General features: G+C 69.3%; 12 protein-coding genes. 8 read left to right on the forward strand and 4 right to left on the reverse strand.

The features are described from left to right. The first annotated feature begins 110 nt into the window (after positions 1-110). The 3 genes from ACFQMF_RS02235 to ACFQMF_RS02245 all read left to right on the forward strand — a co-directional run bounded on the left by ACFQMF_RS02235 (position 111) and on the right by ACFQMF_RS02245 (position 3,627). Complete coding sequence (locus tag ACFQMF_RS02235) at positions 111-1,409, forward strand: hypothetical protein (protein WP_256407481.1); 1,299 nt, start codon at positions 111-113, stop codon at positions 1,407-1,409. 283 nt (positions 1,410-1,692) lie between these two features. Continuing rightward, positions 1,693-3,036: a hydroxymethylglutaryl-CoA synthase gene (hmgB, locus tag ACFQMF_RS02240; protein ID WP_256407482.1), complete on the forward strand. Its 1,344-nt coding sequence runs from the start codon at positions 1,693-1,695 to the stop codon at positions 3,034-3,036. 135 nt (positions 3,037-3,171) lie between these two features. Continuing rightward, entirely contained in the window at positions 3,172-3,627 is a 456-nt protein-coding gene (locus ACFQMF_RS02245) for a 30S ribosomal protein S19e (RefSeq protein ID WP_256407483.1), read from the forward strand. A 263-nt stretch (positions 3,628-3,890) separates the two neighbouring features. Here ACFQMF_RS02245 and ppc read toward each other — a convergent pair whose 3' ends face one another. Then, the gene (ppc, locus tag ACFQMF_RS02250) at positions 3,891-6,593 is read right to left on the reverse strand and encodes a phosphoenolpyruvate carboxylase (protein ID WP_256407484.1); all 2,703 of its coding nucleotides are present in this window, start codon (positions 6,591-6,593) and stop codon (positions 3,891-3,893) included. A 248-nt stretch (positions 6,594-6,841) separates the two neighbouring features. On the opposite strand from ppc, the gene ACFQMF_RS02255 reads away from it, so the two are divergent. Both ACFQMF_RS02255 and ACFQMF_RS02260 read left to right on the forward strand, forming a co-directional pair. Next, a complete protein-coding gene (locus tag ACFQMF_RS02255) occupies positions 6,842-7,684 on the forward strand; it encodes a Rieske (2Fe-2S) protein (protein WP_256407485.1) in 843 nt (280 codons plus the stop codon). A 107-nt stretch (positions 7,685-7,791) separates the two neighbouring features. Next, the gene (locus tag ACFQMF_RS02260) at positions 7,792-8,166 is read left to right on the forward strand and encodes a hypothetical protein (RefSeq protein WP_256407486.1); all 375 of its coding nucleotides are present in this window, start codon (positions 7,792-7,794) and stop codon (positions 8,164-8,166) included. Positions 8,167-8,206: 40 nt separating this feature from the next. Here the strand turns inward: ACFQMF_RS02260 and ACFQMF_RS02265 are convergent, their stop codons facing one another. From ACFQMF_RS02265 to ACFQMF_RS02275, 3 genes are all read right to left on the reverse strand, one after another. After that, positions 8,207-8,680, reverse strand: a complete 474-nt coding sequence (locus tag ACFQMF_RS02265) for a hypothetical protein (protein WP_256407487.1) — start codon at positions 8,678-8,680, stop codon at positions 8,207-8,209. Then, positions 8,677-9,696: a DUF7490 domain-containing protein gene (locus ACFQMF_RS02270; RefSeq protein WP_256407488.1), complete on the reverse strand. Its 1,020-nt coding sequence runs from the start codon at positions 9,694-9,696 to the stop codon at positions 8,677-8,679. Before ACFQMF_RS02270 ends, ACFQMF_RS02265 begins: the two co-directional genes overlap by 4 nt. Positions 9,697-9,780: 84 nt before the next feature. Beyond that, complete coding sequence (locus tag ACFQMF_RS02275) at positions 9,781-10,311, reverse strand: DUF5817 domain-containing protein (RefSeq protein WP_256407489.1); 531 nt, start codon at positions 10,309-10,311, stop codon at positions 9,781-9,783. Positions 10,312-10,852: 541 nt separating this feature from the next. Between ACFQMF_RS02275 and hemC the strand changes: the two genes are divergently transcribed. The 3 genes from hemC to ACFQMF_RS02290 are packed head-to-tail and all read left to right on the forward strand — an operon-like array spanning position 10,853 to position 13,639. Then, a complete protein-coding gene (gene hemC / locus ACFQMF_RS02280) occupies positions 10,853-12,037 on the forward strand; it encodes a hydroxymethylbilane synthase (protein ID WP_256407490.1) in 1,185 nt (394 codons plus the stop codon). Beyond that, positions 12,030-12,851 (forward strand): uroporphyrinogen-III C-methyltransferase, encoded by an 822-nt coding sequence (gene cobA, locus ACFQMF_RS02285; RefSeq protein WP_256407491.1) that lies wholly within the window; start codon positions 12,030-12,032, stop codon positions 12,849-12,851. Before hemC ends, cobA begins: the two co-directional genes overlap by 8 nt. After that, a complete protein-coding gene (locus tag ACFQMF_RS02290; RefSeq protein ID WP_256407492.1) occupies positions 12,848-13,639 on the forward strand; it encodes a uroporphyrinogen-III synthase in 792 nt (263 codons plus the stop codon). Before cobA ends, ACFQMF_RS02290 begins: the two co-directional genes overlap by 4 nt. The last annotated feature ends 33 nt before the right edge of the window (positions 13,640-13,672 follow it).

Here is a 13,672-nt window from a genome sequence, read left to right on the forward strand (position 1 = left end):
AGAACGACTGAGTCGGGGCGATGAACCGCGCCCGACCGCGTCGCCGTCGGTTATCGCGACTGAGACGGTGGACGGAGGATTTTATACCCGCGCGGCGCCGATGGCTCACAATGCGCTTCAGTCGCGACCGTCGAGGCCAGTCGGTCGTGATCGGGACCGTGATCCTCTTTGGGTTCTTGATCCTCGCGCTCTCGCTGTATCAGGTCCAGATCGTGCCGCAGCAGAACGCACAGGTCGAGTTCCAGCACTTCGAGGAGGTCCGGAACGACCTCGTCGAGCTCAGGGCGGGGATCTTGCAGGCGGGGAGCACCGACCGGCCGCAGTATCAGACGGTTCGACTGGGGACCAGTTACTCGACTCGCCTGTTTGCGATTAATCCGCCAGCGCCGGCTGGGACGATACGGACCGTTGAGGCACCACCTATCACCATCTCGAACGGCACGCCAGAGGGGACCGTGACGATTCCGACGCGATTCCTCCAGTACCAGCCGGGCTACAACGAAATCGATCAGTCGCCGACGTGGTACGACGCTTCCGTGCTCTACGTTGACGCTAGCGAGGAAGGAGGCGGAATCGCGGTGATCGAGGGTCAAGAGCTCGTTGATAATGAAGAAAAAGTAACTATCGTGGCGCTTCAAAGAGAATTTCGCCGGAGCGGGACTGGCCGGGTCACAGTAGAACTTCAGCCGGCTGTAAGTCCCACAGATGAAATTCCCGATGGGCCGCTTACTATTACTATTCCTACACGGCTGAGCGAGAGCGACTGGGAAAACAAGACGAACATCACAAGCAAAGATGCCTACGTTAGCGTTACGGACGACAACAACGACGACATCTACGACTTGGAACTCAGTACGACTGCTGAGAACCTAACGGTTGATACAGTTGGCGTACAGGAAGCACCTGAGGATCCGACACAGAACGGCGGCGGGACTGGTGGCGATGGTGGAACCGATGGTGGCGATGGTGGAACCGATGGTGGCGATGGTGGAGCCGATGGTGGTGATGGTGGTGGGACAACTACACTGTACCCGTCAAGTGGTACTGCAGATGCCGGTACTCTGTCTGACTTCGAGAATATGCAAGCTGATGATGGAAACGAAGCATTGTTGCAAGGGGTAACTAGCGGTTCAGATAAACAATCATTTGATGTGACGACTACAACTGAGAATGTTCCTGCTGGTGATTATACTCTTGAGATTCAGGTAGGTAGCGGGTCGTCTTTCCAAGGCAGTGGAGTTGATGTGACGGTGAGCGATACGAATGGTGAGATTGGTACCGGAACGATTAGTGGAACTGGCTTGTTTACAATTAATCTCGATCCGTCTGTTGAAGGTGACATCACAGTAACTTATCAAGCAAGAAACCAGAATGCTGAACTGGAGGTGCAGTTCCAGCGTTTGGTATAGTTGTGTAGATAGTAGCTTATGATCGTAAATCTTGAACTGGTATCTTCATGTGTCAGAAATATTCTAATTAACAATTTGTTATTTAATTGGACCTGACAAACGAGAATCACTGCTTCAAAATCTAGCAACAAGAGTTGAATTAAGTTATATAATCAGTAACATAAGTACTGAATAGGCTATTAATATTAGAACCGGCGTACTTGTTCCTTTGAGAGGCATTATTCCACAATCGACGTAAACCACCATCGACACACCCATATGCCGGCCGCATGAACGACCGTGCATGACCGAAGTCGGCATCGACGCCGTCGAGATCTGGACCGGGAAGCTCAAGCTCGACTTGCCGGGCACGTTCGCCCCGGAGAAGGGCGACGATCCGAAGAAGTACACGAAGGGGCTCGGGCTCAACAACTCATCGTTCCCGGACGTGTACGAGGACATCGTCACGATGGGCGCGAACGCCGCGAAGGGGCTGATGGACCGCAAGGGGCTCGAACCCTCCGATATCGGTCGGATCGACGTCGCCACCGAGTCGGCGTTCGACCACTCGAAGCCGGTGTCGACGTACATCGCGGGCTGTCTGGAGCAGGTGTACGACGGCGACTTCACCCACGCCAACAAGGGCGAGCGCAAGTTCGCCTGCCTGGCGGGGACGCAGGCGATCGACGACGCGTACAACTGGATCCGGGCCGGGCGGCACCGCGACCGCGCCGCGCTCGTGATCACGACCGACACCGCGCTGTACGCCCGCGGCGACCCCGGCGAGGCGACGCAGGGCGCCGGCGCCGTCGCGATGCTGATCGACGAGGACCCGTCGCTCGTCGCGCTCTCGACGGAGCAGGGATACGGCTCGAAGGACGAGACTGACTTCCTGAAACCGAACCAGCAGTTCCCGAGCGTCGACGGGAAGCGCTCCGTGCAGGTGTACCTCGCCCGGATGCGGGAGGCGCTGGAGGACTACGAGTCGGTCACCGACGACATCTCGCTCGACGACTTCGCGTACGCCCCGTTCCACACGCCGTTCCCGGGGATGGTCCGGAAGGCGGCCCTGCTCGCGTACCGCCACGTCATCCGCGACACGGGGTACGAGGCCGAGCTCGCCGACGAGATCGGCCGGCAGCCCCGCGAGGACGACTTCGCCGACCGCGAGGCGTACGAGGCGGCCATCAGCGACTACATGGACGAGCTGAAGACCACCGAGCAGTATCAGACGTGGTACGACACCGCCGTCGAGCCGACGCTGGGGCTCTCTCGGGAGGTCGGCAACTGGTACACGAGCTCGGTCCACATCGCCCGCGTCAGCGCCCTGCGCGACGCCCTGACGCGCGACCGGTCGTTCGTCGGCGAGACGCTGCTCGTCGCCTCGTACGGCTCCGGCGCACAGGCGGAGATCCACGCGGAGACGATCCGCGAGGGGTGGCGCGCGGAGGTCGAGGGGCTCGACATCGACGACCAGCTCGCGGCCCGCTACGACCTCGCGTGGGAGGAGTACGAGGACGTCCACGACGTCCACGAGTACGACATGGACGTGGAACGCGAGATCGAGGAGTTCACGCAGCCGGAGTCGGAGTTCGTCTTCACCGGCTGGGGCCGGATGAACGAGCGCAAGTACGAGTACGTCGAGTAGCGCGTCTCGGTCGCGACCGCCCCGCGCTCGCGTCGCCCGAGGCCGCGGTAGAGGGCCGCAACACCGTGAAAACGGCTACCACGGGGCTCTCTCGATACGATGGTTTTAAACGACGCTAGGGTGAATCGGTACTCAATGGTAACCATCTACGACGTGCCGGCGGACGCCCTCATCGAGGAGGTCGCCGCGCGACTCGAAGACCGGATCGACGAGCCCAACTGGGTGGAGTTCGCCAAGAGCGGCTCCGGCAAGGAGCTCCCGCCGGAACAGGAGGACTTCTGGTACGTGCGCTCCGCGAGCCTGCTCCGGAAGGTCGCCCAGAACGAGCCCGTCGGCATCGAGCGGCTCGCCACCGAGTACGGCTCGAAGAAGCGGGGTTCGAACCGCTACGCCGTCCGTCCCGGCCGCCACTCGGGCGGCTCCCGCAAGCTCATCCGCGCGTCGCTGCAGGCCCTCGAAGCGGAGGGGCTCGTCACGACCGCCGCCGGCGAGGGCCGCCGCGTCTCCGACGAGGGCGAGGCGTTCCTCTCGGAGGTCGCCACCGAGGTCTTCGAGGACCTCGACCGTCCGGAACTCGAACGCTACGCGTAGATCGCCGATTCGCTTTCCGGCTCTGCTTCTCCCGTCGAGCGGCGGCTCTCGCGGCGTGTTCGCCGCCGGATCTCCGATTTCTCGACCGTCGCTTCCGCCCGTCGATACCCGGTGGTTCGCCCCGCGTTCGAAGGCTTACATCAAATGACGCTATACGAAATATGAGGATTCCCGCCCGCACCCTCCACGTTCGCGTAGCTGGTTCGCCGACGCGGTCTATACGGTCGAAAAAGGAACCGGGAGTCCGCCGCCTCGTCGCCGCGCTATCCGGTGTTCTTCATCCCCGCGGCGATGCCGTTGACGGTGAGCCGGAGGGTGCGCTCCTCCTCTTCGGTGCGGTGGGTGCGGCCGAGGAGGTTCGCCTGTAGCAGGTTCAGCGGGTCGACGTAGGGATTCCGCCGGTCGAGGCTCTCTTCGAGCCACTCGCGCCGGAGGAGCTGGTCGCGGCCGCTGATTTCGAGGACGAGCTCGCGGCCGCGCTCGTACTCCCCGATCAGCTCGGGGAAGAAGCGCTCGCGGAGCTCGTCGTCGGCGAGGTCGGCGTACTCGGCGGCGATCTCCGGCTCCGTGCGGGCGAGCGCGAGCCCGGCGTTGTCGAGGGTGGTCCGGAAGAACGGCCACTCCTCGTACATCTCGCGGAGCGTTTCGAGCCCCTCCTCCTCGCCGGCCTCGTCGAGGTAGGCGTCGATGCCGGAGGCGAGCGAGTACCAGCCGGGGAGGATGAGCCGCGTCTGGGTCCACGAGAACACCCACGGGATGGCGCGGAGGTCCTCGACGGTGCGCTCGCCGGAGCGGGAGGCGGGCCGCGAGCCGAGGTTGAGGTCCTCGACGACGGAGATGGGCGTCGCCTGCCCGAAGTAGGAGACGAAGCCGTCGGTGTTCAGCAGGTCGCGGTACGTCTCGCGGGCGGCGGGCGCCATCGTCGTCATCGCGTCGACCCACGCGTCGGGCACGTCCTCGGTGGGCTCCGCGTTGGCCTCGTGGCGGGCGCGGATCTGCGCGTCGAGCATCTGTTCGAGCTCGCGCTCGGCGATCCGCGGGTTGGCGTACTTCTCGGCGATCGCCTCGCCCTGCTCGGTGAACTTCACCTGGCCGGTGACGGTCTCGTTCGGCAGCGCGAGCAGCGCCTCGTTCATCGGGCCGCCGCCGCGCGAGATGGAGCCGCCGCGGCCGTGGAACAGCCGGAGCGTGACGTCCTCCTCGCGGCAGAACCGCGCGATCCGCCGCTGGTTCTCGTAGAGGTCCCAGTTGGCGGCGAGGAACCCGTTCTCCTTGTTGGAGTCGGAGTAGCCGAGCATCACCTCCTGCAGGTCGCCCCGGCTCTCCAGCGCGGCCGCGTACGCCTCGTTGTCGAACAGCGCCCCGAGGATGCGCTCGGCGCCGTTGAGCGCCGACTCGGTCTCCAGCAAGGGGACGACGTCGAGCCCGCAGTGGTCCGGCAGCGAGACGGCGCCGACCTGGTCGGCCAGGAAGAGCACTTCGAGCACGTGGCTCGGCTCCTCCGTCATCGAGATGCAGTAGGTGTCGATCGCCTGCTGGCCGTACTCCTCCTGCCAGCCGGCGAGCTCGCTGAACCGCTCCAGCACGCGCTCGGTCGTCTCGGAGACGTCGCCGGGCTCGTCGGCGTCGACGACGGGGTCGTCCTGGAGGATGGCTCCGGTGAGGAACTCCTGACGCGCGTCCTCGTCCATCCCGCGGTAGTCGACGCCCTCGCTCGCGACCGCCTCGGCGACGGCCTCGGTGTGGTTCTCGCGGTGGTCGCGGAGGTCGAGCGAGGCGAGCGTGAACCCGAACGTGTCCACCTGTCGGCGGAGCGGCTCGACGAACGACTCGCGGACCGCGTCCTGGCCGTCGGCGCGGAGCGACTCGGCGATCACGTCGAGGTCGGCGAGGAACGCGTCGCCGTCGGGGTACTCGCCGGGGCGGACATCGTCCACGCGGTCGAGCCGCTCGCGCATCAGGCGGAGCTTCTGGCGGTACGGCTCGTCGGGGTAGCGCTCCCGCGCCTCCTCGACGACCGTCGGGAACCGCTCGGCGTCGGCCGCGAGCGACTCGGTGAGCCGGTCGTCGATCGCGTACCGCTCGCCGTCCTGGCTCAACACGGCCGAGAGGCGCTTACACCGGTCGCGGTACTTCTCGATGGCGACGGCCCGCTGGCGCTCCAGCGTCTCGTCGGTGACCTCGGGCGTGACGAACGGGTTGCCGTCGCGGTCCGACCCCGCCCACGACCGGAACTCGAACAGCTTCGGGCAGTCGACGTCGTCGTACTCCCCCGAGATGGTCTCCTCGAACTCCTCGTAGGCGTCGCCGACGACGTCGAAGAGGGTGTTCTCCAGGTACCAGCCGACGTTTCGCGCCTCGTCTTCCGGCTCCGGGCGGCGCTGGCGGACCTGCCGGGTACCCCAGAGGCTCGTCACCTCGGCGGTGACGTCGCGCCAGGTCGCGTTGCGCTCGCGCTCGGTGAGGTTGCGCTCGTCGAGCTCCTCCAAGTGGTTGGCGATCGAGCGGAGCTTCGCCTTCACCGTCGCGCGGCGCGCCTCGGTCGGGTGGGCCGTGAACGTCGGCTCGATGAGGACGTCCTCCAACAGCTCGCGCAGCTCGTCCGCCTCGACGCCCTGCTCGGCGAACTCCGCGATCGTCGCCTCGAAGGAGTCGTGGAGGGCGCCCTCGTCGTCGGCGTTCCGGATGGCGCGGACGCGCTCGCGCTCCTCGGCGAGGTTGATCAGCTCGAAGTAGGTGGTGAACGCGCGGGCGACGATCTCCTCGCGGTTCGACGAGAGCCCGTCGACCGACTCGTGGAGCCGGGCGCGGCTCTGCGCGTCGCCGCGACGGTACCGGATCGCCTCGTTCCGAAGGTCTTCCACCGTCTCGTACGCTTCCGTGGAGGCCTGCGCGGCGAGGACGTCACCCACGAGCGCACCGAGCTCCCTGACGTCCGTCCGCACGTCTCGATTGTGCAACTCCATACCACAGGTACACCGGTCGCCGCGGGTTAAAAGCGATGTCCCGACGAATGTTTGCCTCGCTTCCGAGTGAACATCCCGATCGATCATGTTCCGCGTCGAGACCGACTGTCCGTGCGGGTCGTTCCCGGTCGTCCGTGCGGGTCGCTCCCGGCCGTCCGTGCGGGTCGCTCCCGCGTCGGGTCCGACCGATCGACCGCCGCGGTGGCCGGTTCGTCACCCTTTTTACCGATCCATCCCGAACTGCGCGTATGAGTAAGTCCGACAAGTATCCGGCCGAGTCCGGTCGACGACGCTTCGTCAAGGGCGTCGTCGGGGGCGCGGCCCTCGCGGGCGTCGGGGCGATGGGGTCGGCGACCGTGAACACGCTGACGACCGCCGGGGGGGTCGGCGGCGGCGCGACGGTCGCGACGACGATCGCGAAGACCGGCGGCCCGGCGCCGCGCGGGCTCCCGCAGATCCCGCTTCGGGTGACCGACGACGGGTTCATCGAGGGCATCTGGCCCGAGACCCAGACGGTCACGCAGGAGGGACAGGAGATCCAGGTCGCTCAAGAGGAGCTCGGCGGGAAGACCTACTCCGGCGAGTGGTTCCAGTACTGCGGCGTCGAGTCCCAGGAGAACATCGCGCCCGACTTCGAGTCGGACAACCTGTTCCGCGCCGCCCCCGGGAAGTACGACTGGCAGGACGAGACGTACGACGCGGGCGAGCGCATCCACGTCGACGACTTCGAGAACTACGACACGTGGGGCAACGGGATCGGCGACGACGGCGTCGGCAAGCCGGCGTCGGTCACGTGGCGGTCCGAGGACGCCGAGACCAACCTGAACGCGATCGTCATCCGCTCGCCGCGGATCGAGGAGGCCGTCGCGAACTCCGACGACGAGTGGCTCCAAGCGTCCACCGACATGGGGTTCATCGCGTACCTCAACGTCTGTACGCACTTCTGCTGTATCCCCGACTACAAGGTGTTAGAGGAGTCCGCCCGGTACGACGCCGCCAACGGCACCTACTGCGTCTGCCACCAGTCGGTGTACGACCCGTTCACGCTCGAAGAGGCGCTGTTCATCGCCCGTCCGCGTCCGGAGGAGTAACGCCGGTCCCCCGCGGCTTCGACGCGGTTCGCCCCTTTCCGCCCGCGGCTCCCGAACCGGTCCCGGCGAGCGCCGCGCTTTTGCCTCGGCTTCGCGTACGTGAGTCCATGAGCGACGACGACGCGACGGACGCCGACGCGAGTCCCTCCAGTGACGGCGCGTCCGCCGGCGACGGCACCTCCGGCGGCGACGCGTTCGCCGCCGAGCTCGACCGCGCCCGCGGGCTCCTCGACGGCGACGACATCGAAGCGGTCCACGTCGGCGTCGTCCGCGACGGCGAGGTCGACACGACGTTCGCGCAGCGGGCCGACGACGACCCCGAGGGCGAGGGGCTCCGCGCGCTCGCGCTGCTCGCGGCGCACGTGCGACTGGTCTCGAACGAGGCCGGCGTCGAGCCCTCCGCGGTCGCCGGCGACGCGGCGACGCTCGCCGGGCGGGTGGAGCGGATCCCCGCCAGCACGGACGACCTGCCCGACGAGTGAGAGCGGCGACGCCGCCCTCGCGGCCCGTCGCGGTCTCCGCCTACTCGCTCGCCCGGATGCGCGAGAGCTGGTGGGCCACGCCGGCGAGCGCGACGAGGAGTATCGCGAGGTTGAACGCCGCCAGCGCGATCGGCTGGTAGGCCGGGTCGAGCCACGTCCGGATCGCGGCCCCGGTCTGGCTGTAGAACCCCCAGCCGGCGATCAGCGCGAGCAGGACCAGCGCGGCGAGGCCGACCCGGTCGAGGATCCCCCGAAGGCGGTCGGTCGAGAGCCGACCGATCCCGCCGTCGGTCGACCGGTTCGGGTCGCCGTCGTCGGTCGCGATTGGTTCTGTCGGTTCGGCGGCCGGGGTCGGTTCGGCCGTCGCGGTCGATTCGCCCGTCGCGGTCGCGTCGGTGTCGGTCATGGGTTGGGTCGCGGGTGGGTCGTCGTCGCGGTCGGCGGTGGATCGGTCGTCGTCGCGGTCGGTCGTCCGTCCGTTCTCGTCCCCGGCGGGACGCTCGTCGCCCGTCATGCTCGCCTCCGCGCGTACAGCGCCGCGGCGAGGAGCGCGGCGAGCGCGACGACCGGGCCGAAGCCGGGCGTGCCGTCCTCGGTGCTCCCGTCGCCGGTCGGCGCGCCGGCGTCCGCGCCGTCGGCGCCGCCGGCCGCGTCGTCGCCGCCAGCGAAGTCCTCGACGGAGAACTCCACCTCCTCGACGGTCTCGTCGGCGGAGATCGTCTCGCGGGGGTTCAGGTTGGCGACCCCCTGCGTCTCGTCGATGAGGACGTCGTCGCTCCACAGCGCCGCGTCGACGTAGTAGTTGTAGTTCGCGGGCACCTCGACCGTCATCGTCACCGTGTCGGTCCGACCGGGCCGGACCGACCCGACGGTCTCGCTGGCCTCGTCGGCGATCACGTTCGACTCGGCCTGCCGCATCAGGAGCCGGAGGTCGAGTGGCTCGGAGGCGGTGTCCCCGCGGTTGGTCACCGAGACGGAGACCGACAGCGTCGCGGTGGTGTTGTCCGCCTCGCGCACGCTCACCGCGACGGTCGGCCAGACGTTCCCCTCGGTGAAGCCGACCCGCGTGTCGGCGTAGTCGGGCGTGAGCGCGGCCACGCCGCCGACGCGGGTCGTCCGGCTCTCCCGGCGCTCCCCGTCGGCGAAGACGACCGTCTCGATCCGGTAGCCGCCCTCGCGCTCCACGTCGACGGAGCCGTTGATCGTGCGTTCGCCGCCGCCGTCGACGGTGCCGACGTCGACCGTCGTCTCGTCGACGAGCAGTCCCGAGTCGGCGCCGATCGCGCGGTGGCGCACGGTGACGTTCTCGACGGGCGGTCCTCGGTGCCGGAGGTCGACCCCGAGTCGGAGCTCCGCGGTCTCGCCGCGGACCTCGCCCGGCGAGACGACCACGCCGGCGACGTGGAGGTCGCCGGGGCGCTCGGTCTCCTCGCGGGGATCGTCGAGGGCGTCCGGCGCGGCGACGACCCCGACCGCGCTCACGACGAGCACCGCGGCCGCGGCCGCCAGGAGGGCAGTTCGCGTATCCATACGTCGCACGTCAGACCGGCGATATAAGTGCTTTGTCGAGTCCGGGGCCGCCGGACGGCGGCGCCGACCGTTCCTCCGGCCGGCTCACAGCACCCGATACCGCCCCCGCGACTCGGAGAGCTCGCCGCGCCGCGTCAGCTTCGTCAGGATCTCGCGGGCCGCCTCCGGGGGAATCCCGTGCTCGCTCGCGCGCGCGACGACGTTCGACTCGGTCGGCTCCTCGGCGGCCTCGACCGCGTCGCGGACGACCTCCGTCCGGGTCCGGGAGTTCGCCTCGCCGCCCTCGGCGCGGGCGCCGGCCTCGTCGACGGCGTCGGCGTCGATCCCGCCCGCTTCGAGGTACTCCCGGTCGTCGATCCCGGCGTCGTCGACGGCGCGTTCGAGCTCCGAGACGTGGTCGACCTCCGCGAACGCCGCGCTCTCGTCCCGCTTCTTCGCGAGCAGCGCGGCGCGGGCCTCCCGGGCCGCGTCGCGGTCCTCCGACTCGAAGAACCGCTTGAGCTTCGCCGTCCGGTGCGTCTTCCCGCAGCGCGGGCAGGTCGCGCTGTCGCTGGTCCGGGGGTCGGAGAGGAGCCACATGGCCGCGCACTCGTTGCAGCCGACGACCGCGTACATGTACTCGGGTTCCGCGGCGCGGGATTTGAACCCTCGGCTATACTCAGTTGACCAGGTCTCACCGACGAACGCTTCCAGAGTCCCAGGCGGTTATTTACAACCAATTGTTGACAGATTGACGGCGAACTCTTCCAAAGCCCCGGCCGGGAGGACTCGATGCGCTCGCTGTCGTTCGAGACGCCGAAGGCGTCTCGTGACGACGAAACGGCTTCGCCGTTTCGAACCACGGTCCTCGTCGCTCACTCCGTTCGCGCCTGCGGTCCTTGCGTCGCGCGTCTTCGTCCTCCCGACTGCCCCTTTGAGTCCCACCCGACCGCAACCGCACCGCAGCCTCACACCTCCCCAACCTCGTCGCTGGCGCCGTCGGCGCCAGCGACTCCCTCGCGCGGCGCTCCTTCGCGGCCGCCACCGGCGGCCGCTCGGAGGCGCGCGCCACCGCGTTCAGTTATAAATAATCGCGTCGGCGTTCCCCGTTTCATCCGCGCGCCGGTCCCACGCCCGAACTAATGCCCTTTTGAACGCGGGGGACCTCCGTCCGGGTATGACCGAGACCCTCAGGCTCGCCACGCGCGGGTCGGACCTGGCCCTCCGACAGGCCGGGGCCGTCCGCGACGCGCTGTCGAGCCGCCGACGCGACGTGGAGCTCCGGCGCGTCGAGACCCGCGGCGACCAGATCCCCGACGAGCTGATCCACCGGCTCGGGAAGACCGGCGCCTTCGTCCGGTCGCTCGACGAGGAGGTGCTCGCCGGCGACGCCGACCTCGCCGTCCACTCGCTGAAGGACGTGCCCACCGAGGGGATGGACGACATGGTCGTCGCCGGCGTCCCCGAGCGCGCGCCCTCCGGCGACGTGCTCGTCCACCCCGACGGGCTCGGGATCGCGGACCTCCCCGATGGCGCCGTCGTCGGGACGGGCTCGCTCCGGCGGACCGCCCAGCTCAAGGCCGCGCGCCCGGACCTCGTCGTCGAGCCGCTGCGCGGGAACGTCGACACCCGGATCGAGAAGCTGCTCGCGCCCGGGCTCCAGGCGGAACACGAGCGCCGGCTGATCGCCGCGGGCGAGGCGAGCGCGATGACCGCCGAAGAGGGCGGGACGGGCGAAGAAGGCGATGGGGAGGCCGACGCCGACGCCGAGGGCGACGAGCCCGAGGTCGACGAGGAGTTCGAGACCACCGTCGAGGAGTGGTTCGACTCCCTCTCCGACCTGGAGCGCTCGGCGATGGAGCGGAAGGTGGAGACGGAGTACGACGCCGTCGTCCTCGCGGAGGCCGGGCTCCGGCGCTCCGACCTGTTCCGCGAGGTCCCGACGACCCGGCTCCCGCGCGAGGAGTTCGTCCCCGCGGCGGGCCAGGGCGCCATCGCGGTGACCGCGACCGACCCCGACGTGATCGAGGCCGTGCGCTCCGCGGTCGACCACCCGCGGACCCGGGTGGCGGTCACCGTCGAGCGGACGATCCTCGGCGAGCTCAACGGCGGCTGCGTCGCGCCCATCGGCGTCTCGGCGCTCGTGCAGGGCGAACACGTCCACACCCGCGTTCGGGTGCTCTCGACCGACGGCACCGAGGAGGTCGCCGACACCCGCGACCTCCCGATCCGGTCGCACGCGAAGGCGGCCGAGTCGTTCGCGGCGGACCTGGCGGACCGGGGCGCGGCCGACCTGATCGCGGCCGCCCGCGATGAGGCCGAGACGGACGAAGGGACCCGTCAGGAGGCGGACGATGAGTGAGGGAGGAGGGGCGGCGACGCCGACCGAGGGGCGAGCCGACGCCGACCTCGGCACCGTCTACCTCGTCGGCTCCGGCCCGGGCGACCCGGATCTCATGACCGTGAAGGCCGCCCGGCTGATCGAGTCGGCCGACGTGGTCCTCCACGACAAGCTCCCCGGTCCGGAGATCCTCGACGAGATCCCGGCCGAGAAGCGCGAGGACGTCGGCAAGCGCGCCGGCGGCGAGTGGACCCCCCAGGAGTACACCAACCGGCGCCTCGTCGAGCTGGCGCGCGAGGGGAAGTCCGTCGTCCGGCTGAAGGGCGGCGACCCGTTCGTCTTCGGCCGGGGCGGCGAGGAGGCGGAACACCTCGCCGACGCCGGGGTCCCGTTCGAGGTCGTCCCCGGCGTCACCTCGGCGATCGCGGGCCCCGCGGTCGCCGGGATCCCGGTGACGCACCGCGACCACGCCTCCTCCGTCTCCTTCGTCACGGGCCACGAGGACCCGACGAAGGAGGAGTCGGCGGTCGACTGGGACGCGCTCGCCGCGACCGGCGGCACGATCGTCGTGCTGATGGGGGTGGGTAAGCTCCCGGCGTACGCCGCCGAGCTCCGCGACGCCGGCCTCGCCGGCGACACTCCCGTCGCGCTGGTCGAGCGCGCGACCTGGCCGGAGATGCGCGTCGCGACCGGGACGCTCGACACGATCGTCGACGTCCGCGACGAGGCGGGGATCGAGCCGCCCGCCGTCACCGTCATCGGCGACGTGGCCGCGACCCGGGACCGCGTCGTCGAGTTCCTCCGGAACGACCGGGATCGGGGTGGAGAGGCGTGAGCGACGGCGGTGCCGAGACCGAACGCGACGACGTCCCCCGCGTCGCCGTCTTCCGCCCGGCCGACGAGCGGATCGACGACGCGGCGGCCCTGCTGGAGTCGCTCGGCGCCGAGCCGGTCGCCGACCCGATGCTCGCGGTCGAGCCGACGGGCGCGGTCCCGGCCGCGGCCCCGTGGGTCGTCCTCACGAGCAAGACCGGCGTCGAGCTCGCGGCCGAGGCGGGCTGGGAGCCGGGCGACGCGGCGCTCGCCGCCATCGGCCCCGCGACCGCGGCCGCGGCGCGCGAGGCCGGCTGGACCGTCGACGTGGTCCCCGACGAGTACACCTCGGCGGGGCTCGTCGAGGCGCTCTCGGAGCGCGTCGACGGCGGACGCGTCGAGGTGGCGCGCTCGGACCACGGCAGCGACGTGCTCCTGTCGGGCCTCCGCGAGGCGGGCGCGACCGTGAACGAGACGGTGTTGTACCGCCTGACGCGGCCGGCGGGCGCGGGCGAGTCCGCCGAGCTGGCCGCCGCGGGCGAGCTCGACGCCGCCGCGTTCACCTCGTCGCTCACGGTGACGCACTTCCTCGACGCCGCCGCGGAGCGCGGGGTCCGCGACGCGGCGGTCGCGGGCCTCGCCGACGCGGTCACGGGCGCCATCGGCGCGCCGACCGCGGAGACGGCGGCCGAACGCGGGATCGACGTCGACGTCGTCCCGGAGGACGCCGACTTCGCGGCCCTCGCGGCGGCCGTCGTCGAGGCGGCGACGGACGACGGGACGACCGCCGCCAGCGATTCGGACCGATAGATCTCGAAATCGATACTCCGGTCCGACCCGACC

It is taken from the genome of Halorubrum rutilum (assembly GCF_042665015.1).
Lineage (GTDB): Archaea > Halobacteriota > Halobacteria > Halobacteriales > Haloferacaceae > Halorubrum > Halorubrum rutilum.